The sequence below is a fragment of the Paenibacillus sp. SEL3 genome, from assembly GCF_054602585.1.
In genome coordinates, this window is record NZ_CM137725.1 from 6,483,054 (window position 1) to 6,509,805 (window position 26,752).

25 protein-coding genes and 5 pseudogenes are annotated in these 26,752 nt (G+C 39.9%); 11 read left to right on the forward strand and 19 right to left on the reverse strand.

Translation table 11 applies throughout. From position 1 onward, the window contains the following. Positions 1-52: 52 nt before the first annotated feature. Positions 53-3,493 (reverse strand): methionine synthase, encoded by a 3,441-nt coding sequence (metH, locus tag ACYCS5_RS29170; RefSeq protein ID WP_459760586.1) that lies wholly within the window; start codon positions 3,491-3,493, stop codon positions 53-55. Positions 3,494-3,774: 281 nt separating this feature from the next. On the opposite strand from metH, the gene ACYCS5_RS29175 reads away from it, so the two are divergent. Beyond that, positions 3,775-4,317, forward strand: coding sequence for a 1,2-dihydroxy-3-keto-5-methylthiopentene dioxygenase (locus ACYCS5_RS29175; protein ID WP_341070920.1), 543 nt, complete (start codon positions 3,775-3,777; stop codon positions 4,315-4,317). Positions 4,318-4,416: 99 nt separating this feature from the next. On the opposite strand, the gene ACYCS5_RS29180 is transcribed toward ACYCS5_RS29175, so the two are convergent. The 4 genes from ACYCS5_RS29180 to ACYCS5_RS29195 all read right to left on the reverse strand — a co-directional run bounded on the left by ACYCS5_RS29180 (position 4,417) and on the right by ACYCS5_RS29195 (position 6,680). Continuing rightward, entirely contained in the window at positions 4,417-5,211 is a 795-nt protein-coding gene (locus ACYCS5_RS29180) for an HAD family hydrolase (RefSeq protein ID WP_029517414.1), read from the reverse strand. 155 nt (positions 5,212-5,366) lie between these two features. Further along, positions 5,367-5,876: a hypothetical protein gene (locus ACYCS5_RS29185; RefSeq protein WP_025724118.1), complete on the reverse strand. Its 510-nt coding sequence runs from the start codon at positions 5,874-5,876 to the stop codon at positions 5,367-5,369. Positions 5,877-5,996: 120 nt separating this feature from the next. Continuing rightward, complete coding sequence (locus ACYCS5_RS29190; RefSeq protein WP_029517413.1) at positions 5,997-6,203, reverse strand: DUF896 domain-containing protein; 207 nt, start codon at positions 6,201-6,203, stop codon at positions 5,997-5,999. Positions 6,204-6,311: 108 nt separating this feature from the next. Further along, entirely contained in the window at positions 6,312-6,680 is a 369-nt protein-coding gene (locus ACYCS5_RS29195; protein WP_039271343.1) for a LysM peptidoglycan-binding domain-containing protein, read from the reverse strand. Between the two features lie 186 nt (positions 6,681-6,866). On the opposite strand from ACYCS5_RS29195, the gene lexA reads away from it, so the two are divergent. From lexA to ACYCS5_RS29220, 5 genes are all read left to right on the forward strand, one after another. Next, complete coding sequence (lexA, locus tag ACYCS5_RS29200; protein WP_013310545.1) at positions 6,867-7,493, forward strand: transcriptional repressor LexA; 627 nt, start codon at positions 6,867-6,869, stop codon at positions 7,491-7,493. Between the two features lie 283 nt (positions 7,494-7,776). Next, a complete protein-coding gene (locus tag ACYCS5_RS29205; RefSeq protein WP_029517411.1) occupies positions 7,777-8,079 on the forward strand; it encodes a hypothetical protein in 303 nt (100 codons plus the stop codon). 235 nt (positions 8,080-8,314) lie between these two features. Then, a complete protein-coding gene (locus tag ACYCS5_RS29210) occupies positions 8,315-8,479 on the forward strand; it encodes a hypothetical protein (protein ID WP_013310546.1) in 165 nt (54 codons plus the stop codon). Between the two features lie 40 nt (positions 8,480-8,519). Continuing rightward, positions 8,520-8,660: a hypothetical protein gene (locus tag ACYCS5_RS29215; protein WP_165146693.1), complete on the forward strand. Its 141-nt coding sequence runs from the start codon at positions 8,520-8,522 to the stop codon at positions 8,658-8,660. Positions 8,661-8,890: 230 nt separating this feature from the next. Then, entirely contained in the window at positions 8,891-9,430 is a 540-nt protein-coding gene (locus ACYCS5_RS29220; RefSeq protein WP_459760587.1) for a GNAT family N-acetyltransferase, read from the forward strand. Positions 9,431-9,651: 221 nt separating this feature from the next. Here the strand turns inward: ACYCS5_RS29220 and tet are convergent. Next, positions 9,652-11,029: pseudogene (tet, locus tag ACYCS5_RS29225) on the reverse strand (Tet(L)/Tet(K)/Tet(45) family tetracycline efflux MFS transporter). Between the two features lie 605 nt (positions 11,030-11,634). Between tet and ACYCS5_RS29230 the strand changes: the two are divergent. Further along, positions 11,635-11,955, forward strand: a complete 321-nt coding sequence (locus ACYCS5_RS29230; protein ID WP_029517409.1) for a hypothetical protein — start codon at positions 11,635-11,637, stop codon at positions 11,953-11,955. A 996-nt stretch (positions 11,956-12,951) separates the two neighbouring features. Here the strand turns inward: ACYCS5_RS29230 and ACYCS5_RS29235 are convergent. From ACYCS5_RS29235 to ACYCS5_RS29260, 6 genes and pseudogenes are all read right to left on the reverse strand, one after another. After that, positions 12,952-13,059 carry a sporulation protein YjcZ gene (locus ACYCS5_RS29235; protein ID WP_080658622.1) on the reverse strand — a complete coding sequence of 36 codons (108 nt, stop codon included), beginning with the start codon at positions 13,057-13,059 and terminating at the stop codon, positions 12,952-12,954. A gap of 86 nt (positions 13,060-13,145) precedes the next feature. After that, entirely contained in the window at positions 13,146-13,244 is a 99-nt protein-coding gene (locus tag ACYCS5_RS29240) for an IS3 family transposase (RefSeq protein WP_416145682.1), read from the reverse strand. Positions 13,245-13,684: 440 nt separating this feature from the next. Next, positions 13,685-14,074 carry a hypothetical protein gene (locus ACYCS5_RS29245; RefSeq protein WP_459760588.1) on the reverse strand — a complete coding sequence of 130 codons (390 nt, stop codon included), beginning with the start codon at positions 14,072-14,074 and terminating at the stop codon, positions 13,685-13,687. Positions 14,075-14,088: 14 nt separating this feature from the next. Further along, positions 14,089-15,234 carry a hypothetical protein gene (locus tag ACYCS5_RS29250; protein WP_459760589.1) on the reverse strand — a complete coding sequence of 382 codons (1,146 nt, stop codon included), beginning with the start codon at positions 15,232-15,234 and terminating at the stop codon, positions 14,089-14,091. 253 nt (positions 15,235-15,487) lie between these two features. Continuing rightward, positions 15,488-16,291, reverse strand: coding sequence for a discoidin domain-containing protein (locus tag ACYCS5_RS29255; protein WP_039271252.1), 804 nt, complete (start codon positions 16,289-16,291; stop codon positions 15,488-15,490). Positions 16,292-16,461: 170 nt separating this feature from the next. After that, positions 16,462-16,886, reverse strand: a pseudogene (locus tag ACYCS5_RS29260) (NucA/NucB deoxyribonuclease domain-containing protein). A gap of 231 nt (positions 16,887-17,117) precedes the next feature. Between ACYCS5_RS29260 and ACYCS5_RS29265 the strand changes: the two are divergent. Continuing rightward, on the forward strand, positions 17,118-17,948 hold the full coding sequence (locus tag ACYCS5_RS29265) for a discoidin domain-containing protein (protein WP_459760590.1): 831 nt from the start codon (positions 17,118-17,120) through the stop codon (positions 17,946-17,948). A 22-nt stretch (positions 17,949-17,970) separates the two neighbouring features. Here ACYCS5_RS29265 and ACYCS5_RS29270 read toward each other — a convergent pair whose 3' ends face one another. After that, positions 17,971-18,213: a hypothetical protein gene (locus tag ACYCS5_RS29270; RefSeq protein WP_459760591.1), complete on the reverse strand. Its 243-nt coding sequence runs from the start codon at positions 18,211-18,213 to the stop codon at positions 17,971-17,973. A gap of 299 nt (positions 18,214-18,512) precedes the next feature. After that, complete coding sequence (locus ACYCS5_RS29275) at positions 18,513-19,928, reverse strand: transcriptional regulator (protein ID WP_459760592.1); 1,416 nt, start codon at positions 19,926-19,928, stop codon at positions 18,513-18,515. 240 nt (positions 19,929-20,168) lie between these two features. On the opposite strand from ACYCS5_RS29275, the gene ACYCS5_RS29280 reads away from it, so the two are divergent. Beyond that, on the forward strand, positions 20,169-20,804 hold the full coding sequence (locus ACYCS5_RS29280) for a hypothetical protein (protein WP_459760593.1): 636 nt from the start codon (positions 20,169-20,171) through the stop codon (positions 20,802-20,804). A 12-nt stretch (positions 20,805-20,816) separates the two neighbouring features. Beyond that, positions 20,817-21,098 carry a hypothetical protein gene (locus tag ACYCS5_RS29285; protein ID WP_235308789.1) on the forward strand — a complete coding sequence of 94 codons (282 nt, stop codon included), beginning with the start codon at positions 20,817-20,819 and terminating at the stop codon, positions 21,096-21,098. A 521-nt stretch (positions 21,099-21,619) separates the two neighbouring features. Here the strand turns inward: ACYCS5_RS29285 and ACYCS5_RS29290 are convergent. The 5 genes and pseudogenes from ACYCS5_RS29290 to ACYCS5_RS29310 form a co-directional block, all read right to left on the reverse strand. Beyond that, on the reverse strand, positions 21,620-22,426 hold the full coding sequence (locus ACYCS5_RS29290; protein WP_459760594.1) for a hypothetical protein: 807 nt from the start codon (positions 22,424-22,426) through the stop codon (positions 21,620-21,622). Between the two features lie 273 nt (positions 22,427-22,699). Further along, entirely contained in the window at positions 22,700-23,032 is a 333-nt protein-coding gene (locus tag ACYCS5_RS29295; protein ID WP_459760595.1) for a phage holin, LLH family, read from the reverse strand. Between the two features lie 117 nt (positions 23,033-23,149). After that, entirely contained in the window at positions 23,150-23,353 is a 204-nt protein-coding gene (locus ACYCS5_RS29300) for a stalk domain-containing protein (RefSeq protein ID WP_445744865.1), read from the reverse strand. 124 nt (positions 23,354-23,477) lie between these two features. Then, positions 23,478-23,876: pseudogene (locus tag ACYCS5_RS29305) on the reverse strand (glycoside hydrolase family 25 protein); the annotation flags it as partial. 11 nt (positions 23,877-23,887) lie between these two features. After that, a pseudogene (locus ACYCS5_RS29310) lies at positions 23,888-24,429 on the reverse strand (phage holin family protein). Between the two features lie 679 nt (positions 24,430-25,108). Here ACYCS5_RS29310 and abc-f point away from each other — a divergent pair. Next, positions 25,109-26,474, forward strand: a pseudogene (abc-f, locus tag ACYCS5_RS29315) (ribosomal protection-like ABC-F family protein). The last annotated feature ends 278 nt before the right edge of the window (positions 26,475-26,752 follow it).

Sequence of the window (26,752 nt, forward strand, 5' to 3'; positions counted from 1 at the left end):
CAAAAAACCTCCGAAGCTCGGAGGGTATTTGCTATCCCATCTGATAAAGGTGTTAAACCTTTTCGACGTTAAAATACTGCGCCTGAGGGTGGCTGAACACCATGGCTGATACAGAAGCCTCCGGTTCCATCATAAACCCTTCCGTCAGCTCAACGCCAATATCCTCAGGTTTTAACAACTGGAACAACGGCCCCTGTTCCTCCAGATCTGGACATGCAGGGTAGCCAAAGGATACCCGAATGCCTTGATATCTGGCACCGTGCCGCTGTTTCATTGTCATATCGGCAGGGTCCGGAAAACCCCAGCTATCCCTGATAATATGGTGAAGTCGTTCCGCTAACCCTTCTGCTACTTCGAGTGCTACCGCTTGAAGTGCATGCGAGCGCAGATAATCCCCTTTATCTTTCCACTGGGTAGATATCTGCTGAATCCCATGACCAGCTGTAACGACCATGAAACCTACATAGTCCATAACTCCGGATTCCACTGATTTCAAGAAATCAGCCAGACATAGATAAGGCTCTACCTGCTGGCGCGGGAATGTAAATGTATGCAGTACCTTGCTCACATCCGACGGATCATAGATCAGAATTTGATTTCCTTGCGACTGCGCTGGAAAGAAACGATACATGGCATGTGCCTGGATGATTCCGTCTGTCACAGCTTCAAACATGATGCTGTCCACGGTTTCCTTCAACTGAATCGCTTTCGGATCTTCCGAAGCCAGCAGCTGTTCAACATTGCCTTTTAAACCAAGATGATGCCCCATTAGCATCTGCATATTCACGTAAGGCAAAATATAATTCAGTGGATAGTTGCGCAGTACATGTCGATCCGTATCTGGTGGAGTATAGACGGGCAAATCCTGAGCAATGTTAGAGCGCACAGCTCGAGTGAGTTTAGGGAGCGGCTTGGCTTCCACGACGATTGCCGCTTCAGCCTCCCGCTCAGCTTCCATCTCCTCGGCCATTTTTTTACGGGACTCAGGATTCATAAGCTTATTGGCAATATCCAGGCCATCCATAGCATCCTTTGCATAGGCAACCAGACCATCATACTCAGGACGGATACGATTTTTAGTGAACTTACGTGTTAAAGCAGCCCCACCAACCATTATTGGAATATCAATATTCGCATTTTTTAAATCCTGTGCGGTCAGCACCATTTGTTGTGCCGATTTAACAAGCAGTCCAGATAAGCCAATCATGTCGGCCTTTTCTTCACGGTAAGCCTCAATAATGCGTTCTGGTGGTACTTTTATACCCAGATTCACAATATGGTAACCATTGTTGGATAGAATAATCTCCACCAGATTCTTACCAATGTCATGCACATCACCTTTGACCGTAGCCAACAAAATCTTACCTTTTACTGAGGATTCATTCTTCTCCATGAACGGCTCTAAATAAGCCACGGACGCCTTCATCACTTCAGCGCTTTGCAGCACCTCTGCTACAATCAATTCGTTATTGTTAAACAGTCGTCCTACTTCCTCCATCCCCTTCATCAGCGGACCGTTAATAATCTCCAGCGAAGAATATTTCACAAGCGCTTGCTCCAGATCCGGAATGAGTCCCTCCTTACTTCCCTCCACTACGTAGGAAGCCAGTCTTTCTTCGAGCGAAAGGTTTGATATCTTTTCTTTTTTCTCCACTTTCTTGTTACGAAAAGCTGCTACAAAAGCGGATAAAGTATCGTCATTTGTTTTATAGATCAAGTCTTCCGCAAGTTTCCGCTCATGCTCTGGAATGGATGCATAACGCTCAAGCTTCTCAGTGTTTACAATCGCATAGTCCAGACCTGCTTTGGTGCATTCATATAAGTAGACGGAATTGAGCACTTCACGACCCGCTTCCGGCAAACCAAAAGAAACGTTACTGATGCCCAAGATAGTATGCACTCCGGGAAGCGCCTCTTTAATAATGCGAATACCCTCAATCGTTTCCTTAGCTGAACCGATATATTGCTCATCACCTGTTCCTACTGGAAATACGAGCGTATCAAAAATCAGATCCTCCGCTGCCAAACCGTAACGGTTCACCAACAGATCATAAGAACGTTTAGCTACCTCAAGCTTATCCTCACGTGAAATAGCCTGTCCGCGTTCATCAATCGTACCAACAACAACAGCGGCGCCGTACTTATGAATAAGAGGAGCCATGTTCTCAAATTTCTCTTCACCATCCTCCAAATTAATGGAGTTAATAATCGCCTTACCTTGCGAATATTGAAGTGCTTTATCAATGACTTTAATATCCGTTGTATCTATCACCAAAGGTACTTTTACCTTGTTTACAACCAGTTTCAAAAACGCTTCCATATCCGTCATTTCATCGCGGTCCGGGTCCTGCACACAAATATCAATGACATGCGCTCCGCTTTTTACCTGAGCACGGGCAATTTCAGACGCCTCTTCATATTTGCCTTCCACAATCAAACGCTTGAATTTGCGGGAGCCAAGAACATTTGTTCGCTCACCAACCATATACGGACGATTGTCCTGTTCAATATATACAGGCTCAATGCCTGATACGGCAGGAGGATGATGACCTACCAGCGAACGCGGCTCAAACTGCGACATACTTTCACTCATAACTCGAATATGCTCAGGCGTGGTACCACAACATCCCCCAGCAATATTCAACCAGCCTTTTTCAGCGAAAGCAGCCATTTTACGTGCTAATGAATCAGGCGATTCATGGTATTGGCCATTTTCATCGGGCAAGCCCGCATTTGGATAACAGCTAATAGCTGCAGAGGACATTTCAGACAGAGAGCGAATATGATCACGCATAAACTCTGGACCCGTAGCACAATTCAACCCAATCGAAATTGGATGCAAGTGTTCAAGTGATATGCAAAAGGATTCGATATTTTGTCCGGCCAACGTCGTTCCCATAGGCTCAATCGTGCCTGAAATCATTAGCGGAAGCTCGATACCTGTCTGCTCAAAAGCCTGCCGAATTCCGATGCTTCCAGCCTTGACGTTAAGCGTATCCTGTGAGGTCTCCAAAAGGAGTACATCCACGCCGCCTTCAATAAGTGCCAAGGCCTGCTCTTGATAGCTGTCAATCAGCTCAGCAAATGTAACACCGCCTGTGACAGACAAGGTTTTCGTGGTTGGGCCCATAGCTCCTACTACAAAACGAGGCTTGTCCGCAGTGCTGTATTTATCCACCGCGTTACGCGCCAGCTTGGCCGCCACCAGATTAATTTCACGGGCACGTTCTGGTATATCGTAATCCGCCAAAACGACGGATGTTGCTCCAAATGTATTCGTTTCAATTAGGTCTGCTCCGGCCTTCAAGTATGCTTCATGAATCCCTTGAATGACATCCGGTCTCGTTAAGACCAGCATTTCATTACAGCCCTCCAGCTCTTCCCCACCAAAATCATCGGGGGAAAGGTCTTCCTGTTGAATCATGGTGCCCATGGCCCCATCAAGAAGGAGTATTCTTCGTTGTAATGCATCCTGCAAGCTAACTTTATCCAAATTTCTTCACCCCCGCAAAACGTTAAATCCTAGTTTAGCAGAAACCGTATCATTTAGATAGATTGAAGTAAAAACATACGTTTTATACAGGTTGTTCTTTGTAAAAACGACTTCTCTTATCCATTTTTATAGTTTGTAGCATTATTAAACGTACTTAACCCTGCATCCTTTAGCTATGTTCATTTGCATTATAAAATGTTGAAATCCTGTATTGTACAACGTTTCAAGACATGGTATTCTTTATATAACATTAATCCAAGTGGAAAAGAGGGGATAAATACATGGCCGAAATCTTAATACGTAATACGAATGAAAGAATTAGCGGTGAAGAACAAGTACGTGAATTTCTGGAGAGTCACGAGATATTGTATGAACATTGGGATGCTTCCAAATTGTCCGGGGAGCTGCAAGAGAACTTTACCTTAACAGATGATCAAAAGGCCGCTGTTCTCAAAACATTTGAACCCGAAATCAAGGATTTAGCCGCACGTCGCGGATATAAAATATGGGACGTTATCACTCTATCTGAAGCAACGCCGAATTTGGACGAGTTGCTGGCCAAGTTTGAGCAAATTCACACCCATACCGAGGATGAAATCCGTGCCATTATCGCTGGTAAAGGCATCTTTATTATTAAAGGACCTGAAGAGATCGACTATTTTAACGTAGAGCTTTCACCGGGGGACGTTATCTCCGTACCCGAAAATATACCTCACTTCTTCACTTTAATGGAGAATCAAAAGATCGTAGCAGTCCGCTTGTTCATTGAAGAAAATGGCTGGATTGCGGAACCGTTCGAAGATCCAACCTTCATTAAAGCATAATTACGAATTTATCCTTGTGTAAATAAAAAACTCCCTCTGCTCTGTGACAATCGAGCGAAGGGAGTTTTCTTAATACTCGTTTCTAAAGGTGTAGATTTCTTACTTTAACGACTGAATAATTCCATCCAATTCAGACAGATGCTTGATTTGAAACTTCGGCTTGATCTCTGTGGTATTGGTTTTGGCGTTTCGGTTCACCCACACCGAGTGAACACCTGCTGCCAACGCTCCTTGAATATCAGTCGTCAGCTTATCTCCTACCATTAAAGCATGTTCAGGCTCAATACCAAGAAGCCCCAACGCATGCTGGAATATAGACGGATCCGGCTTGCCTCGACCAAATGAACCTGAAATGACCACATGATCAAAGAAAGGAGCTAATTGAGGAACTCCATCCAGTTTCTCCTGTTGTAAATCAGGGGAACCGTTTGTCAATAATAACAGCTTGTATTGTCCCTTCAATTGTTCTAGAATTTCAAACGTTTCTTCATATACATGGGGACGTGCGCGTCTTTCCGAAGCAAATTGGGTAGCCAGCTTTTCCGCCAACTTCTCATTATCTATCCCTAGTTGCTGGAGTCCTCTGCGCCATGATTCCTTTCGATAAACAGGGGCCAACTGTTCCAATTGACGGAATTCAGGTTGCTCACCCGCTGTAAAATTCGCCCACAATCCTTCAAACGGATTAATGCCGATCATTTGAGTAAAACTAAAGGTTTCATAGGATTCATACAAAGCGCGTGCTTCTTTACGTACGGCTTCCTCCAGAGCTTTTGGATCAACACCTGCTTCACGGGAGCCTGTTTGACACGCTGCATCAAATGCCTCTTCTACACTACGTTCATCCCACAAAAGGGTATCATCAAGATCAAACATTACCGCCTGAATCGTCATCTGAATTATCCACTCTCTTTCCACAGTATATGTACGCCTATTTGCTTGATTAAGCATTTGAATCGTTATGTGTGCCCATATTAAGCAAGCGGCCGCAGCATGTTATATGAAATAACATCATACGGCCTTTGTTACAGAGCTACAGGCTAAATCAGTTATTTCTTGTCAACCTGTATCTGATTGGATAGCGCAAACTTCTCAAGTCGCTCTGCAATGGCATCCGTGTCATAGCGACCTAATGATTTTGTGAAAATGAAATTACCACCCTTACCTTTTCTTTCAACGGTTACGTAACCCTTTTCAATCTTGATGGCTTTCATGTCCCCTGCCGTCATTGGACGTTCTCTACCACCTTTCAGCATATAGAGAGTATCCTTTCCCACTTTCAGATAAGGACGACGGATAAAAAAGATAACAGCCAGCATCAAGTACAGGCCGAATACAAGCCAATCCATCCCTCGCATACCGGTCTTAGTCAAAAAGTAACTCATAAGCATGTACAATACAGAAAGACCAGCCAGCATAATTGGCACAGTAATATTACGGCCACGAAAAATATCCATTGCAGAACCTGCGCCGCTAATGGTTTGAATACCTTGCTTTTTGCGCGATTTATTTAAATGCGCTGTGTTTTTGCGTACTTTTCTTTCAAATGATCGGGCCATCTCTCAATTCCTTCCCAGATATATTACATTAAAACAATTGCCTCAAAGCTGATCTATATAGATACCATGAGAGGTACCTAAAACAAAAGGCAAATTGCAGGCTTGGGCGCTTTAACAACATTAATGCTTCAGCCCGTCATTTCCCTTCGATGTATCATCGTCCACAAATTCAATCGTTTCTAGCTGCTGCCGAAAATTACGACGAATGTTACCTAAATAAATTTCCCGAAGATTGGCACGTTCTGTGGTTTCCTCTTCTGTTAATCCCTCGGATTTTGCTTTGCGCGCTAATTCATTAATGCGCTGTACCAAGCTGTCTATATCCAAATTGTGTCCCCTCCAAAAAAGCAAAGATATAATACACTTTGACATGTAGAAAAGAGCTTGTCAAGGCTCCCGCATTACGCTCCCTGACAAGCTCTAATAGTCTATAGATCATAAGTCAGGAAGCTTGAGTACCTGACCTGCCTGCACTCCCCGATCCTCTAAACCGTTAATCCGCACAATTCCTTCTATATATACTCGTGTATCCATTCGTTCCGGTTTATGATTCGCGGCAATCTGCCACAACGTATCCCCAGGTTGTACTGTCAGTTTAGTCACTTCTTCCTTGGAAGCTGAAGGAGCCGCGAAAACCGTAAGTACACCTGCTCCTGCAATCCAAGCAACAATCACTATAATAAGAAGCTTAAGTAAAAGAGTATGGGTAATAATCTGCATAAAACGCGCCCTACCCTCTTTTCGGGTCTCCTGTAAATTTTCTATATTCATTGGAAAAATACTTTGATAGGTGCTATATTTCATCATGGTTGTGTCCTCCAAACGTTTGTTCTTATGTTTTCACAATATAACACGAACGTTTGTTTTGTTCAATAGAAAAGAGAACAAAAGTTCGCAATTTTTTTAGGGATTATTTAGAACTTATGTTTGTACGAACGGAGGTTCTATGCTATAATTTTCCCAAACGTTACTAAATGGGGTTGATACGGTATGTCTAAGATTTCGAGCCGCCAGCAGGCCATTCTTGAATTTATCCGCAATGAAGTGCGTCTAAAGGGATACCCCCCTTCTGTACGCGAAATAGGCGAGGCTGTCGGATTGGCCTCCAGTTCTACGGTTCACGGTCATTTGGATCGTTTAGAGAAAAAAGGACTCATTCGCCGCGATCCTACAAAACCACGGGCTATTGAGTTACTCGGTCAAGACGAATCGGATAACAGCAACTTGATTAATTACTCCATTAGTCGTGTCCCCGTCGTCGGCAAAGTAACCGCTGGTCTTCCTATTACGGCGACAGAAAATATTGAAGATTACTTTCCTCTTCCCCAACACTTTGTTGGTGAGGATAAAATATTCATGTTATCTGTTGTAGGCGAAAGCATGATTGAGGCTGGGATTGCTAACGGAGACTATGTAATCGTACGTCAGCAGCAGACCGCTGATAATGGCGATATTGTTGTAGCTATGACAGATGAAGACGAAGCTACAGTTAAAACCTTCTACAAAGAAAAAGATCATATCCGGCTTCAACCTGAAAATCCAGCCTTTGAACCGCTTCGTCTGACACACGTCAGTATTTTGGGCAAAGTTGTAGGACTCTTCCGGGACTTCCACTGATTTCTCGTTCTTCCTTCCCCGTTATTCTATCCCCTAATACAAAACCGGCTGCCTAGGGCAAGCCGGTTTTGTATTGTTATTATGCTTACTATGTATCTCACAACTATTCTTTCCTTTTAGCAACCTATTCCTATTGTATCTACTATAAAATCAGCCTCATCGTCTCAAATAATCCCCCACTGATCTTGAACAGCTATACTGTTGTGGGCAAAACTAATAGATCTTTCTTTCTTTTAGCTAAATATGGTATATTAATTACTCATAGCTCTGTAGGAGGAATTAAATGAAAAAAATAATAATTTCAGCGTTTGTTATGATATTTATCGTCGTAAGCTGTGCAGTTCCAACAATGGATCATTTGTATGCAGAAGAGAAATCACACATAACAACCTACGATCGTATTCAGTACATACAAATACTCATCCATTTCAGGTATTTAGAAAAGCAACTTGAAGCTGTAATTTCCGAAAGAAATAATTACCCAGAGGCCAGCCAAGAATATAAACAGCTCTCAGAACAACTGAATCATATTCTTGCCCAAGAGGCGTACTACGAAAAAAAACTTAACACCCTTAATAGTAAATAATTTTCATACAAACTGCATATTATCTTTATTCTACACATTAGACTCATGCCGACCTGCCTGTAACATCTCCTGCAACGTAAAGTTGAAAAGGCGAAGACAGGTTCGCATGAGTTTTTTTGTTAACCTTTAGGGATATAGGTACTAGCTTCTTTTTGCTTCTAATAGATTTATGCTGATACATTACTATCACAATTGACATATATATATAGCAGAACTAAGCAAAGGAGATATGCAGATGATCAGAAATAGAGTTAAAACGTATAAGCATCGCATCGGGAAAAACAGATATCTGGTCGTTAAAGTCTTTCAAGCCGCAGCTGCTAAAACAGGAAGCGGAAATGCACTAGCAACCAATGCCTTGAATATCAAAATTTCCAAGCGTAAGCATAAACGCCACTAAGATTCAACCGCACCTTCATTTCTTGAAGGGAGGTGATATTATGAGCAGAAGACATTGCAGACGTGATTTAAGAAGAAGAAGATTGAACATCCGTTCCAATCAAAGAGCCACTGCGCGTGCAAGAGGTAACGCACTGGCTGTTAATTTGTTTAGCGTAAACGATAGACAACGCAGACGTTAATAATTGTTTCCATGCAAAAAGCGGGAGGAATTCTTCCTGCTTTTTTTGTGTTAAATAGCACACCTAACTACTGCTATGAATCATTTAAGCAAGCGGAGGGGGATCTAAAATATCACACATAGTTGAACAGTCGCTACCATTTTACACTTTTTATAAATCTAACAGACAGGAAAACGTGTTCTCTTTTAGAATAATGTGCATAGAGAAATTAAACCAGGAGGAGACAAGCCATGATAATTAAAATGTCACTTTCATATATGGGGGATTTTAAAAAGTCAAATGAGAATAACGGCTTTATTGTGTCAGGAAAAATTATACCTAAATACGAGAACAACATTTGGTCATATATAGAAGAAAGTTTTCCCGAACCATATTTTAAACAGTATGAGGATGATGACGTCGATATCAGTTATATTAATGAACAAGGAAAATCTATTTTTTTATATTATGATGAGAACGACTGTGTTGGGAAAATTAAACTTTGTACTTATTGGAATGGCTATGCTCTAATTGAGGATATTGCCGTCGCTAAAGACTGGAGACACAAGGGAATCGGAGCAGCCTTATTGAGTAAAGCAACCGAGTGGGCTAAGCAGAATAATCTTGTTGGCCTTATGCTTGAAACACAGGATGTGAATATTTTAGCTTGTCGATTCTATGCTAAAAATAACTTTGTAATCGGCGGAGTTGATACTATGCTATATTCTAACTTTTCCACAGCCCATGAGAAAGCGATTTTTTGGTATTATAAGTTTAAGTATTCAAATTAGCCTATCCTTCTGTAATAAGGCCGAATTTAAAAACAATACCATCTTGTACGCACACTTTGCATTGCTACTTTTCCCGTATCTAGTAAAATCAAACTGATCAGCACACAAAACTCTGCCGACCAATTAAGGTTAGCAGAGCTTTTGATTTATTTTTAGAGTATTCACTTACTTCAAACGTGAGGATGAGATCATTTTCAGCATGTAATCCTTTTTTGCTCTTATCAGGAATCTGAAACTGAACGTTTATATACAATAACAGATAAAATCCCGCTAATTATAATGACCACTGAAAAAATCAATAACATATTGCTATATAAATAAGCAGATGGAAAATTAATGATTGGTATAAATTTTTGATGAATAAGACGTATTGACAATAAGCCTCCTACAACTGAAATCCCCGTTCCTTCTGATAAAAAGCTTATAAAATTAAGTAAGCTCATTCCTGCGCCAGCTTCTTCTTGTTTTAAACTACTTGAAACAATAGTGGATATTACTGTTTTAATAAAAGAAAGACCACCGAAAACAAAGACTAGAATAATAGACATCAGCCAAGGTGTCATTTCAATAAAGAAAGCAGCTACCAAAAAACTGACGGCAAGAAATGCAACGCCGACTGCTAGCACATGTAAGGAACCTTTCTTATCAACAAGTGCTCCTCCAAGAAAACCAAAGAAAATAACACTCATCGTTCCAGGAAAAATAATTCCACTGCCAATCATTGCGGTACTTAAGTGGTGAACGTCTTTCATCATATAAGGGACCATAGAAACAAATCCAGCTACGGTACCAAACATAAGCCCCCCACAAAGGATTCCTATCATAAATGCAGTATTTTCCCCCAATGAAGAATCAACAAAAGGATTGGTTACTTGTCTGATATGTTTTAAAAAGATCAAGAAAAATAGAACACTTATCACCAGAAAAGAAATTCTGTAAGAAGTTGTATACAACATAAACAATACAATACCTAGAGATATAAGCACGATTCCTGCAATGTCAAACGAGCCCTTTGAAATGACTTCCTTTTTCAATAATTTTATCAGGAAGGGAACAGTCACAAACGTTAAAACAGGAAGAAGCAGTAAATAAGACCAATGAATATAATGAGCAATCACCCCACCAATAGCCGGTCCTATCCCTTCACCCATTGCTACGATAGACCCGATGAGGCCATATTGCCTTTCCCCTGTTTTCTTTTGGGATATAGCGAGCAACTACGACCATCACAAGTGAAGGAAATGCAGCTGCACCAATCCCTTGTATAAATCGTCCCAAGATAAGTGTTGGAAAAAAAGTATGTCCCACAAATCCAATTAATGATCCTATGCAATTCACTATGATTCCAAACAGGAGCAACCTTTTAATACCTAACTGATCAGATAACTTTCCGTATATAGCTGTTCCTATAGAAAAACTTAGCATAAAGACAGTATTCACCCAATTTGTAATGGCTGGTGTCTTATTGAATTCATCAGCAATATCAGGTAAAGAGATATTAAGAACCATTTCATTTAACACACTAAAAAACGAAAGAACACAAAGCCACATTAAAATTTGGTTATAGCTCAAAACGGACTGTGAATAAGGGGTTTTCACTTTTGACCCTCCAGAAATAAGATACATTCAAGACATGAGTGTATCCTTGCTCCATATCATTGGAGGTTTAATACAGCGCCTATTTCCATACGAGAAAATGTAATGATCTTTTGGTCACCATCCCAGCCCCCTATGATTACAATATAGAGCGTATATCGCTCTTGTGGTCCCCTCTTCCAAAACCAGCAGACGCGCCTTTATGTCCATTACACTGCTACCTGTTCTTATCTCCAGTCCTTCATGTTGGACCACGTCATTGCTCAGTAGAATAATTGTACAGTATTGGTAATAGCGTTTTGATATCGGGTAACAAAGCGTTCAGCTTCTTTATTACCTGTCGTTTTCCGTATACTGTACAGATCAGAACAATGAACGATAAAAGCGGATACAACTATTGTGCAACAATAGCGGAATTAGACGGTTGCCAAAGTGACACTGAACTTTTACAGATGTTTATGATGGTGTACGTGAAGCCAAGGAGAAGAATATGGGGGCGATATTCCTGTGCCAGTAGGATAAGACAAGAACCTAATTAAGCGTACAATCGCAGCACGTTAGATACATTTAAACTAATCAGGAAATTATCCAAGTAGGAGGGAATAACCATGGCATTTGAAGGTTATAGAGAAGACAAGCGAGGACAATGGTTTGACTGGCCATTCCCCTTGTCGGTATCAATACTGTATGTGGATGCGGATGTAGATGAAACAGAAACGAAATGGTACCTCATTATCGAACAAGAAAAACATTTGATCCGAATTAGGGATGAAAAGCAAATTGAACTGCTTCATCACTGCATGTATGGAATCTTGTTAAATGACGAGAATATCAACTGGATTATTGATAAAAATGGCGGTAGATTTACCTATCACGACAGTGTGCAAGATTTCATCAAATTCCAGAAAGAATACCTGGATATATTTTAAAAACCGTGAACAGTTAAAAGCTCTGCCGACCAATTAGGGTAACAGAGCTTTTCGATTTATTTAGAGTATTCACTTACTTAAATACACTTTTGGAATCAAGCCGACTTTAGAGCAGTGGAAAAGGCTACGATCCGGCGTGGATCAATCGTCGTCAAGTGGTTTGCCGACCGTTAATAGCAGTTTCATAGTCTTAACTTTCACACGCTAGGTACTAACTTCTCCATAAGTATTAGTTGTGATTTCGTACTGGCAAGGTCATTATTGCGAGCTATTGGTGCTTTTTGGGCAATTAGTAAAGCTAAAGCTCACGTATCGTCACAATACATGTATGGGCTTTGGCTAGATTTTTTAGAACCCCCACCGTTGTCGTGAAATTCACTATTCTGTACCGTTACGTCGGAAAATCCTTTTATATGGAGCCCCATATTTGTATTTTAATCTCTATGTTCTTTCTCAAAGAGTACCTTATCGTTCACATAGCTACTACCTTCCAACGGAATACCATAATTTGCAATTATATCATAACTAGGTGCTTTATCAGGCTCGGTTGCTGCTTCACCATCCACTGTTAAATTTTAAATAATTACATTCAATGCCCGGTTTGAATTGTTCGAAGTTAAAGCACCATTATCCCTAGTTTGCATCAATTTGCAGCACTGTGCCCCCTTACCTACTGTGGTAATAGTAACATTACTCTTTAGATATATTGGTTTTTTGATGCTTCAATTACATTTGTTTACTTCAACCTTCATCCTACCACCTCTTTGAGAATTTTATCTAACAGAAGCCTGATAAGCCAGCAGTGGTTTTGACTCGCTACTGAAAAGATAAAATGAAATACAATAAGCGCAAAACTATTATGGCAGGAATCCACCAAGTACTTGCCGAAAGAGAAGCGAATACGGTGGCTATTGCCAAATAGCTTATGCGCTCAATGGGCTCAACTATTGAATATCCATGAGTGAAGTGATATTTTCCAACAGTTCTTTTTACAAACTAAACCCAAAGTGATTTAGTGATGATAACTAAGAGAATAAAGAGCACTAAAATTGCCGCTGTAGAAGTCCATACACCGCCGCCACCTGTATTTTCATAGGCACCGATCTCTTTTAACCTCCTTTATTTGTCGTTACCTTAATATATGTTTAAATACGTTCTATGATAGGGCAAGCAGGTAAATAAAAATAACACTAGACTATAAGCTGCTTTCGGTATTCTTTCGGAGGCAACTTATTTAACTTTCGTTGTGATCGACTTTGATTATAAAATCGAATATAGTAGCCAGTTATGTGAGTCCTTCATTACTTGTAATTAAAGGAGATGGGAAGATATCTTTCGAATACATCGCTTTAAACATCAATATATCGGTCTATATATCCTGTCCGTATCTGTATCAATCACGAAACCAACCTCTGTGTCATCTTCAAAACGTAATCGATCAAATTATGAAGTCGACAAAATATATCAGGTAAATCTCTAATATTAAGACTCAGCATTTTTGCTTGTATATACTTTTGATATAGTTCTTCTTGTGTGCATAGGGGACCAGTAATCAAATTCTGAAAAAAGAAACCTTCAATTTTAATAATCATAATATCACCACTGGTGGTAACCATTCTTTATAAATTTAAAATACTTACATAACAATAGCTCAACTAAAGCGCATGTTAAGTTAACCTTTGTGAACAAGTTAAAGCTCCCTTGCTACCACATTTACTTATGATAGCTTCTATTTTTCCATTAATTCATTAAATATATCTCTATCTTTGGAAGTAAAGTCAGAAATCAGTTTCTTTTGTTCGTATGTGTTGGTACTTGAATCCAATTTAATGAAGCCATTTTCACCAACCACATATACGATATTTTTTTCTATTTTATAAGACAGAACGTTATCAATCACTGAATTAGGAGCTTCAATTTGATGAGTGTATAGTATTGGAGGATCACCCGATCCTCCTCCCCTGTAAATCTGAAAAGTCCCATCTCCAAAAAACTCTAACGTATCTTTGCCATATGGGTACTTCCTTATCGTATCGTCTCCAGAATTCGCTAGAAAAATTATAGTAGTAGTTATAACTAGTAGAGAGATCAAGATGTAAATCTTGTATCTGCGTTTCATCTGCAATTCACACCTCACTTCCAAGCCTTTTTTGTATCAGTTACTGTAACATAAGATGTATACTCATTGAGTGTTCCCCATGATTCCATTAAATTTGTTAGATTGGCCGCAGCCCAACCGAGTTTGTTGTCCCCAGTAAACATTTGTTTAAAATTATATTCAAAATTATATTTATCATAATATATTGTAGTAATTTCCCATTGTCCTTTTACATATGTTCCATCTATTTTGTACTTCATTTTGTGAAAAGCGTTATACAAATCTCTGTCACTTTCAATTGCAATAGACCCATCACTTGAAAAACTTTTAACTTTTTTGTCGTTAGCTTTTTGTACTGCTTTATCAATTACATACATATTATGTTCTTTGGATTTTTTAATTTGCTGCGCCTCATACGACCACTCGTTAAAGTGTAAATGTCCTGGTTTGTAATCAAGTGAATGTTGAAGTAAATTGGCTGTGATGTCTCCGTACTTCTTTCGAGCTATAGGAACAGCTACTAATGTAAATGCTTTACGATCAGGATAATGTATTACAGTATCTGTCGAATCTTTTACCTTCTCTACGCCTCGTACCCAAGTCTTTTCTAGTTCTACCATAGGATTTTCAAACGGAAAAGTAATATTTCCTGCATACACTAACATATTCTTACTATATGCACCTTCCAGTACTTTTTGCGAGACATCAGACTGATCCTTTTCTCTTGTTTCCTTAGGTTCTAACTGAGGACTGTATTGAATTCTTCCCAATTGATCTTCTTTTTGTTTTAGAACAAGTTCAAACTCAAGGATCTCTTTGCTGGTATCAATCTGTTCTTGATACTTTACTACATAAGCGTGTGTAAACGTAATATCTCGGATTGTGTTTTCATTTCTAACGATTTGGATATTACATTTGCGATAGTAATCCTCACTATCAGGTTTATATTCTGTATTTGCCCATGTATACAGCATGTTGGAATTATCCGCATTGTCTATAACTGAAGGAAGCGAATGAAGCGGAATTTTGCTTCGAATATGTAGCGAATGAGCCAAGTTTGGAGACTTAGCTGAAAGGTTTATGGAACTATTATTCTTATAAGTAAAGCCAGTGATTTCACCTTTTACAAACTCAATTGGCTCACCACCGGATTTGCGTTCTATTCTTAATGAAATACTCATTAAAATAATCTCCTTTGTTAAATTAATCTGGTTTTGCAGGAAAAATTTATGAAGACTAATTTCCAAATATTAATATATACGAAAAATATTAAATAGTAAACATATTTTCAACGTGATAAAGGACATCAATTGAGTTTCGTAACCTCGGCAAATTATATGAAGAAGCTAAAACGAAATATAATTCAGCCTAACACGAACCTGTTAGAAACGTTAAAAGCTCTGCCGACCAATTAAGGTTAGCAGAGCTTTTTATTTATTTAGAGTATTCACTTACTTCAAACGTTAGGATACGATCATATAGCATGTAATCCTTACGGCTACTGAATGGGCCTTTATTGTTATCGTGCTTATTGATAGCATATGATGCTGATCCAGAACCAGCCTGCTTGCTTTCGTACCAGGCAATAAAGTCATTGACTTCTTTCATGCTTAGGTCGAATTCCTTTTCCAAACCAGTTGTCATGGTAACTACCAGAATTGCACGATCCCCGTTTGGAGTCGGTTCCTCTGTTCCTGGGTTAGGAGTGGAACTTGATACTTTAGACATCATCTCCAATTCGCTAAGAGCTAGATACTGACTTCCATTATTACCTGTAATATTAATTCTATAATCCTTGTATGAATTAGAATTAGAGAAAGCGAATTTTTTTGGAGTACTATCTACCCATCCACTGATATTTGACTGAGTGTCTAGCACGTTCCAAGTAACCCCATCATTTGAGCCTTCGAAAGTCCAGTCTTTAGGGGCACGATCAGTTGCCGTTGTCTGTGGATATATAACATATTGCTCAATAACTTCGGCTTTAGGAAAATCATATCTTAACCAAGCAGAAGTTGTACTTGATGTCCATGCACTAGCAATTGTCGCAAATTCCTTGTTAAACGCCTCATATGCATATGAATATTCATTACTTGCGCTTGCTACTCCAGATGGCAAAATGTTAGTTGTCATATGCGGAACCAGATTTTCTGAATACTCTGCTTCAGCCGCAAAAACATTCGATAAGGGTAAAGATAAAAGAACTAAAAATAAAATCGTTATACATGCTTTCTTCATTAAATGATCCTCCAATATGTTTGATAGAACTAAGAATAATTTAATTGAGGAAATGTGTCTAAACATAAACTTGCTTATCTATAAATATGTTCTATATTTTTGCATATTTATTTTTTATTGGGTATTAAAAAGGACTCATTCCAGCTTCTATACTGGTTGAGTCCTTGTTTTTATTTCACGATAAACCTCACTTTGATTCCATCAGCATACTTTTCTAACTGATGACTTACCCATGATCCTGCTCCCCGGTTATCACTAGGGGTTATGTATCTGATATCAGCACCTACGCCACCTCTCCACACATTGCCATTGGCCACTCGTCGCGATCATATCCTTTTTTAGTCGGATAGCCTTTGAGCGACTCCCTTCTGTTTTCTTCAGTTCCATCACGGTCAATCGTACATACAGCAGAATGTCCAGCTGCTATTGCATCTCTAATATGTGCTCCGGTTTCAGGATACCGTGAACTTGGAAACTCCAACGTATACCCAGTTGCTTGTTGGTTGATTGCTGCCGGTTCAGCATAAACGCCTTGTAAGGAAAAAATAGCAGCTAGTAAAAATACAATTAATCCTCTTGCGATTCCTTTTATCATATGACACCTCCATAGTATTTAAATCTTCTCAATACTATATTGGGAGACATGTCGAAGTACCGCATATGTTGTCACAAAACAAAAAAAGACCAGTTATGGTGAACTAGAGAAAGTAAAAATTAAAATCCACTATTAAACTTTATTCGAATATATATACATTAATGTTTAGACAACCCTTTTTTTTAGTTTTGTATGCTTGGTGAGCAAATAAAACAAAAAGGGGATTTATACATGAGGAAAATAATCACATCTCTATTATCCATTATTTTTTTAACAATAGGGTTTGCAGGTTCATCTTTCGCTAGTTCAAGTGAGGAAACAAACCTAATACCTATAATGACATCCAATACAAGTCCTTCCGGTATTGCAAGTGCAAGTTCTGCTTGGAGTAATGATCATCAGCCATACAGTGCGTTTGATAGAAAACCTAATGATACCGGTTGGTCGACAATTACAGATTCTAAGACTGGCTGGATTGCTTATGAATTTGAGAATCCTGTAGTTGTCAACAAATATGTGTTGACCCCACGTGTATCCAATATGGAATATAAAAGAGAATCCCCAAAAGATTGGACTTTTGAAGGATGGGATGGTGTTTCATGGGTTGTTCTCGATACACAAAAAAATATTACTAGCTGGAGCCAAGATGAGAAAAAAGAATTCTCATTTAGCAATGAAACGAAATATAAAAAATACCGTTTGAATATCACTAGTAATAACGGTTATGTAGTACTAACACTTGGAGCATTCGAAATGTACAATGCATTGCCTGTAACACCAACACCAGATCCTACGCCAACTCCAGATCCAGAACAGCCAACCGGTGACCGGGCAATCTTAGTTGTCACTATGGATACTGGCTTAGAAAAGGAATTCGATCTGAGCATGAAAGAAATAAACTCTTTCATTTCTTGGTATGAAGCAAAACAAGCAGGCTCAGGTACAGCATCTTATGCCATTGATAAGCATAATAACAACAAAGGTCCGTTCAGTAACCGTAAGGACTATGTAATTTTCAATAAAATCCTTACATTTGAAGTAAGTGAGTATTCAGCTAAATAAACAACAAAGGACTCCATACTGGTTACAGTTCATACATACCAGCGGAGTCCTTTTTCACATCTACTCTAAATTCAAACTGCTTTCTTATGAAATAGCTTCGGTTAATCTTAACCGACTCCGGCGTAATCTTGTCCACTAATCCACCATAATCAACAATATCTATCAAATCCTCACCCAACGGCTGTACAACATATACTCTCACTTGGCTTAATGCAGCTGCAAATAGTTCGATATCCGACTTTAACACTTTATATGTATGGTTCATGTTGGCCGTATGTGTGATAATTACTACACTAAAGAAAGCCCTACCAACCATAAGGTTGGCAGAGCTTTAGCTTTAAAATCCGCCAATAGTAACGTTAGGCTGAATACTATGGTGGTTAAAGGCTTGATCCTGCCCAGTAAAAATAAACAAAAAGCTAACCGCGATGGTCAGAAGTACAATTTTTCTCAACATTGGTCATCCACTCCTCAAACAGGGTTCAGGCCCCACCAATTGGATCATAGTATGGGGTAACCTGATGGCTATTCGACTGAACAGGTACAGTAACAATAAACAAAAAACTAGCTGCAATGATTAGCAGTACCATTTTTTTTAACATTGTCTAACCACACCTTCTCAATGAATTTTGAGTATTTTTCCTTTGTTTCGGGAATTGCATGAGTGCGGAAATGCTCAAACATTCCTACACAGTTTAAATAATAAGTCTCATTATTCAATGTATGAAAATTTTCCAAAGAATACATCAAATATTTAAAACCATCTTCGTACGAGCCTTGATGTAAATAATAGTAAGCCAGCTCATAACCCAAACGCGCATACTGCTCTGGTATAACTTGTTTCGTATACATATCCGTTGATGGCTGTTGCACAAAAGAAGCAATAATCGTTTCAAACCGTTTAATTATATCATTAACGTCTAACTTATATTGGTTAGCTGCAAACATTACGTTCAAAAGCTTTACAATCATTTCCTTATCGACTTTAACACTTGATGCAATAATATATTGAACATAATCGTTGAGCACGCTTATATCTCCAGATAAAAGCTTATATACGTACGTGTTACCTTCTGCCCAGTTTTGGAACAAACCCACCCAGTGTTGGGTGTCCTCGTCCTTCTCCAAAACCCAATCTAAACTAGCGTAGGCGTATGTATACTGGAGAGCTTGGTGGTAATCGCCTTTAGCTTCGCAAGAACCTGAACACAACAAATCAGCATAAGCAATGTACACAAACAGTGGACGAGTTAGTTTCTTGGAAGACTCATCACACATTCGACTCTGCTGTTGATGTTTCATCGAATATTGGATTTCCGCCTTAGCTCTCATTTTTCGAGCTACTTCCTCAACCTTGTCCCATTTACGCAATGACCTGTACACGTTAGCTAAATCCTTCAGCGCGTCAAGCTGTTCCATTTCATCAAGACGTTCCACAAAAGGTTCAAGTAGCGTTGCTGCCTCGAGATTACGGTTTTGATTCTCTCCGACTTGAATTGTGAATATACGATATTGACAGACTGCCAAACGTTCAGAATGTTGATATCTCTCCGTTTCAGCTACACCCTCATAAAGCAGCAAAGCAGCCTCATTTCGTCCCTGCGACAATAATTCTTCTGCAATTTCAAATAGCTTAGGTGAATATAGGAGATTATCCATGATGGCTCCCACTACTCGAGGGATTGCATCCAACTTGCCCAACTCCGCACAGCGAAACAAAAACGGCTCGATTCGCCTCATATTCGGGGGATGGTCGATGATAAAGTTTTCTATAAACAGATCATAAAAGTGACCTTCTGATAAGCCCATAGCCTCAGTAATTAGGTCAAGCTGGTTAATAGACATAGACTTATTCCCTGACACAATGGCGCTTACCGCTCCCCTATTCATGCCTGCTATATATCCAAACTCCGTCATGCTCAAACCTTCTTGTTGTAGGTATCTGTCTAATTCTGCTCGGATCGTAGGTGTATGCTTCATATCATATCCACCTTTCATACAGAAATTCCAAACATTATATATTATTGCATTCTATTGTTGCCCATAATTTAACAGTTGTCAATAAGTTTTGAAATATTTGTCATGCAATATTCAAATGAAATATGCATTTTCGAATATAAATATTTTTTACCATTTTTTTAATGGAAATGTACATTTTATTCCTTTTTATGTGCTATGATTGGTCAGTAGTACAAATAAATTCCATTTCGAAAGGACGATTTGATTAAGTTTAAAAACACAGCAATCATTCTTACAGGTGTATTGGCTCTCACCGCAGTAGCTCCATTAGCCGCATCTGCTGCTCCCATTACGCAGAGTACAGAACAAGCAAACAAAGAAGTTAAACAAGTGAGCATAGACATCGAAACCTTTAACGCTATCACGGATATTGAAAAGTTCATAAAACTGGATGGGGATCGTTACACGCTTGATCCAGTCGCAAAAGAGGTTGTAAGCGAGAAAATCTTTGATAACTACTCTAAAGCAATTGAGTCTGTAAATGAGCAACTGAAAAATGGGATTCTGCAAACAAAAAATGGGGAACTTACCGTAAATCCTGACTACAAAGAGATTGGTACGAATATGTATGGTAATTGGTATTGGTGGGGGTATGCATTGACACTCTCGGATTATGAGACAAAGACACAAATAAATGCTATTGAGAATACAAGAGACACCTCTGCTTTTGTATTTGCAATTTTGGCAGCGATACCCGGCTTGCAAGGAACAATTGTACCATCGGTTATAATCAGTAGTGGAGCTAAGTTGGTGCTAAATAGGCTAAAAGCTAATGATCTCGGAAGAGGTGTAACTATAAATTTCCATCCTGGATATTTTGAAGTCACAAGTAATTAAGGAATTTATTATATGAATATATATTTACTTATCTTTTTTATTGCAGTCATTGGTGGCAACATAGTGTTTAGCATCTTTAAGAAAAATCAAGGAGAAGGTAGTAAAAAGCCTGATGTCGTAACCATTATAGCATTAGTGATCGGATTAGGATTAGGCATTGCTCCTGTTTTTCTCAGTGGTATACAAGAGTGGACTTGGCACACTACAGTCCTTGTGCTTGGTTCTGCACTTGTTATTGGCCGCATCTTGTATAGCTGGAGAAAAGGTCGAAATAATATAACAAAAAACAGCTGATACAACCATGTCACGGTGATGATCACTATAAGCCTTCATATGTGATGAGGGCTTAGTCGTGGTACAGAGGTAGGGAGAATGATGAAGAAGAAAATCTTTATCGCAATCGGTTTTATAATATTCATCCTGCTCTTCTTTTTCTTGTTAAACCTATGGACAGTCAACAACCTACAAGTGCCATCTCGATAATGTCAAGGAGGTAACATGAACAAGAAAAAAATATGGAGGATTGTAAGGATCTCTGTTTTGGGTATAGTTTTAATCTATATATTTTTGGTAATCGTAGGAATTTCTCAGCTTGTTACTAATGTGCGTCCTTAAACTTGACTATGTATCGTATTTACAAATTTACTTGTTGTGAATGACGTATAACAACATCCAGAATAAAAATACCCTACCAGCTTAGCCAGTAGGGTATCACCGATGCTTCCGTATGTGTTGTTATGATTATACAATGCTTAGTAATTTTTTGTATATCATTAAATTTCCATCTAAATCCATCTTAGCAAACGGAAACAGAATTAATTCTTAATTTTTTCGGTAACTATTATGCTATTTTCAGGACGATCAGCCCATAGATATAGTTTGCCAACTTTTTCAACACCTTGACCTGCTCCATATGTAGGGGGTTTTATCCGCTCAATAAATCTAAACTCTTTACCATTAAAGTGGTAATGATCCAATCCTTGCGCATAATTTTCTCCATATTTATTCGAGCCATGTAGGTTAGCGTATAACTGATCCCCATCAAAAAAAATGCCTTGATAACCACCATCATTTCCAAAGTTCTCCGATAAGGGGTATGATCTTATTAGATTAAAATCTTTATTAAATTGTCTGATCTCATTTAAGTCATGGTAAACTATCCAGTATGTATTATTAAATTTTGCTAAAGACTCTGCTGTGCCATACCCTATATTGAACTCATCTACTTGTTTTAAATTAGGCAAGCTATACTTTACTATCCTGCTAATACGTTCTTCTGTTGATGGCCCCGAATTAAAATTATATACCGTTGCATAAAGGTAACCATCTATTATGTAACAATCTCCAAAAGACATAAAAAGCCCTCTTTGATCTGTTTCTGTATAAGCTTTCGTTTTCTCAGTTACAAAAACACCGTTCATTGTATAAACAGATATTGTATTGGAAAGTTTGAAGTTCTCATCACGATCAGATGTAAGGTAAATGTGTGTCCCGTCAGAAGCGACACCTTGCCATGCTCTAAAATTTTTTTCAATCTTTAATACTCTCATTCCTTGGTGAAAATCACCACCTGTTAAACTAATTGTGCCTGTTGGAGAATCATATAACCCTAAGATAATCACTATGATACTTAGTATATTGAACACCATCTTATTCAACCCGCCTTTAAACTTCAATTAACAATGATAATATCGTAAAGTAATATGCAAATAATTCAATTTTCCTAATAAATACATTTTTAGGCACCCTGCCAGCACACACCAGCAGGGTACTGGTTTTATCCTTTTATTCCGTGGTCATAGGCGTTTCTACAGCTTCTACCGGCGCTAAAATAAGCTCGGGTTCAGACTGCACCTGAGTAGGAACAACAGCGACCACATCCGCTGTAGCCTGAGCTAAGAAATCATTAAGCTTTGCAGCCAGACCAGATACAGCCTCTTAGCTGCGGCCTGTACTGCATCCTCGTTTGGCTGTTCTTCAGTAGCTAGTACCGCTTTTGTCTTGGCCTTGTACTCAAGATATGCCTTCTCAATCGCAGACCTTAACTCTGCTTGAGATACTACAATGCCTTGACTGGAAAGAGTAAGTGAAGCATACTGTAAAGCCTCCTGAAGCTTACGTTCTCCTCCAGCTTCTTTAAATGCTGTTTGAGCAAAAGCAAACCCCTCTCCAGCAATTTTATGGATTACTTCCCTCTGTGCCGCCGTGGTACGCGCTTCTAGCCACACGTTAACCTTAGTTTTGAGTTTTCAGACCTCCTAAAATAAACGCTGTAAGCACACCCGCAGCGGCTGTGACAATGGTATTTACGTAAGGCTGTACAGTTTCGATAATTGTTTGCATGATTACTCTTCCCCTTTCGTTTTCAACGATGCGATTTTATTCTTTGAATCCCAAGACACTACCGCTCCATAAGCATCAGCAATTGGTCTGAGTTGGACATACGCTGTACCCTTTACAAGTTGGACAGTTTGCAGCTTGGATCCACTTAAATAGGCTTCCTTGCTGGTATTGTCCCAACGAAAAGACAAGCCCAAGGCATTTGCCAAAGACCGTAGCGGTACATAGGTTCTGGAGCCATATAGAAGGGCTTTCCCCCGCTTCTTTACCGTTTACGCGGAATGTGCCGGATGTACGGATTCTGTCTCTTGGCCAGGGACAATAACGCCAAATCGATTTGCGCAGCTCGTCCGTTGTTCCATCAAATTCGTTCAGGTCCACGTTTCCTTTTATCCCGGATACCTTGCCACTATCGCTGTATTGCCAAATATCCCAACGTTTCCACGTCACTGTATCGCTCGGTACGCGCGTTTCACTGTAACGGGCTATCCATAGTGGGTAGCCACCTAATGAAGCATTAAAATTAGCTGCGAATGCATTGCCCGTATAGATAATGGGCTTACGTCCTGTAATCCGCTCCAGCTTGATCAGGAAGGCCAACGCCACAGTAATAAGCGTTTTGGACAGCTTGCCGGGGTTGTTTTCATAATCCATCACCGCAGGAAGGTCCAGCGCTTTTGCACCGTCTACCTGATCCACCACATCAGCAAAATGTCGCGCTTCCCGCTTTGACCAGGTTCCAATCAATATTGCCTTGATAGCGAGATACGTCGTTCCCTGTGCGATACCTTTTTTTGCTTATCTGCATTTTCCCCGCCACCTTCCTTTTCTCCGCTTTTACTCTTTAAAACTTCCACAGCCTGCCGAATGATCGACGGGACTGGCGCACCAAGCCTGCCGCCATTTTCAACAATCAGCTCATTTGCCATATAAAAATAGGCGACTGCATCCCGGAAAAGATGCGAATCGCCTAAGACGCCATTAATTAGATGAGATACAGCAACTATTATAAAAATAAATACCTTTCGAGCAATACCAATAAGACCGATCTTACTTTTTAAACCGGGTCCGGTTCCCTTCTTACCTTCTTCGCCAGCGGCAAATGATCCCGATCACATAATCAATGATGACCAGCGCGAGCAACACCCCCAATACTCCCGACCACCCACCGTAGAAATACGTTACCGCGCTACTACCTAAAGTGGCACTAAATTTAAAAATCTCCCACTCATCCAACCTTCTTTCCCCCGTCTCTCCGTTCAGGAAACTTTTCCTTGGCTATCATCGTTTGGTTTCTGATCTTTTTCTTCTTGGGCCTGTATCTATGCTAATGCACTTCCTATTGCTATATCCAATCCTTTAAGTATTTTTCTTTCCGGCGTGCTGGCTGTGAAGCAATGACAGCAGAAATGACTAACAGTCAATTCTTCAACTGGTCTTGTTAGATCCAGTTGTATATATCCATGTTGACTTTATTTTTGCCATGGGTTTCCTCATCTCCTCAAGACGCAAAATAAGCCCCTGAGTTATCAGAGACTTCCATACTTAAATATTAAATTGATTCTGCTGCTATAACGCTAGGTGTTTTAAAAACCCATATGTTATCAACCTAATACGAACGAGTAGGATAGTTAAATAACAGTAGTCAATCTAAGGAGCATGTCGAACTACGCAGGTTGTAGTTAAATTACTATTGTGATAAACTGGATGTAATTTGATGACGGGAGTTGAACGGATACATGTAGAACTTTCTTGCTTTGAGATCACGAAAAGAACGGACTCAGCGATCGGCTGTGGTCGTTTTATTCATCTCTGCAAGAAAGGTCTGCATTTCGTTTGCGCTCCCTCTCCGGACAGTCATACGGCCCCTTGAAATGGGGCCGTATTTCCTCGTATGGATTAGAGCCGCAAGATAGCACCTTTCTTGCGGCTCTTTTTTATTTCCAAACGAAAGGATGACTGCCATGCCCGCCATTCAGGTAACCAATCTTACTTTTGCCTATCCAGGCAGCTATGACCCCATATTCGAAAATGTTCATTTTCAAATTGATACAGACTGGAAGTTGGGCTTTACGGGGCGAAACGGTCGGGGGAAAACGACGTTCTTAAACCTGTTGCAGGAGAAATACGAATACAGCGGTACGATCTCCACACCAGTCGCCTTTGATTATGTTGTACCGGCCATTCGAATCGCTGTCCCAAGGGGAACAGACGAAGGTATTGCTGGCCGTGCTATTCATCCAAGACAATCGATTTCTGCTCATCGATGAACCGACCAATCATCTCGACTTGCACGCACGCAAGCTTGTCGCCGATTATCTGAATACGAAGCGCGGTTTTATTCTTGTTTCACACGACCGGGCTTTTCTCGACCGCTGTGTGGATCATATTCTATCGATCAACAAAACGAATATCGAAATCCAAAAAGGCAACTTCTCCAGTTGGTGGACGAACAAAACTCGCCAAGATACGTTCGAAATGGCACAAAACGAAAAGCTGTACAAAGACATACAGCGTTTATCTGCTTCTGCTAAACGTACTAGCGGCTGGTCTTTCGAGACCGAAAAATCGAAAAACGGCACACGAAACTCCGGCTCCAAGCTTGACAAGGGATACGTCGGGCATAAGGCAGCGAAAATGATGAAACGCTCGAAATCCATCGAACAGCGGCAACACGCCGCTTTAGAGGAAAAATCGAAATTGCTCCGAAATATCGAACAGTCAGAAAGTCTTGCGATCTCTCAGCTCGTGTATCCCAAATCGGAACTGGCTATGCTGGATCACGTCACGATTTACTACGGGGAAAGAGCGGTTTGCAAGAACATTTGTCTGACGATCGAACCAGGAGATCGGATTGCAATTTCAGGTCCAAATGGTTCAGGTAAGTCTAGCTTGCTCCGCCTGCTGAACGATGAGACGCTACATTATACAGGTACGTTTCAACGGGAGCTTCAGCTTCGCGTTTCCTATGTATCCCAGAATACTTCTCATCTGCGAGGAACGCTTTCCGATTATGCAGCAGAGCACAGAATTGACGAAAGCTTATTTAAGGCCGTGTTACGTAAGCTAGATTTCGCCCGCATCCAGTTTGAAAAGGATATATCGGCGTTTAGCGGCGGGCAGAAGAAGAAGGTTCTGATCGCGAGAAGCCTATGTGAGGAGGCTCATCTGCATATTTGGGACGAACCGCTCAACTTTGTCGACGTGATTTCCCGGATGCAAATTGAGGAGCTGTTGCTTGAGTACACGCCGACCATTGTATTCGTGGAACATGATCGGAAATTTCATGACCGTGTCGCCACGAAAACGATTGAACTCGGTGGAGATTAGAATTTTACAAAGTGACTTGGAGTAAGACATGATTTAAACGGCAGAAAGCTTTACACAACAACTTTTATGAAAAGGGAAGCGATTGAACTTAAGGGACACGAGAGTTCAATAGAACATCGGCAGTCTAGGATTTTATTTTCTCGTCCATGGCTGCCGTTTGTTTCTATTGGGGGCATTCTAATAGTTATTTCACTAAGACGGAGAGCTATATTATTCTACAGCGGGTTTTGCTTCCATAATATCGTCTACCCTTATAAAAGAGTAAAAAACCTCTCCAA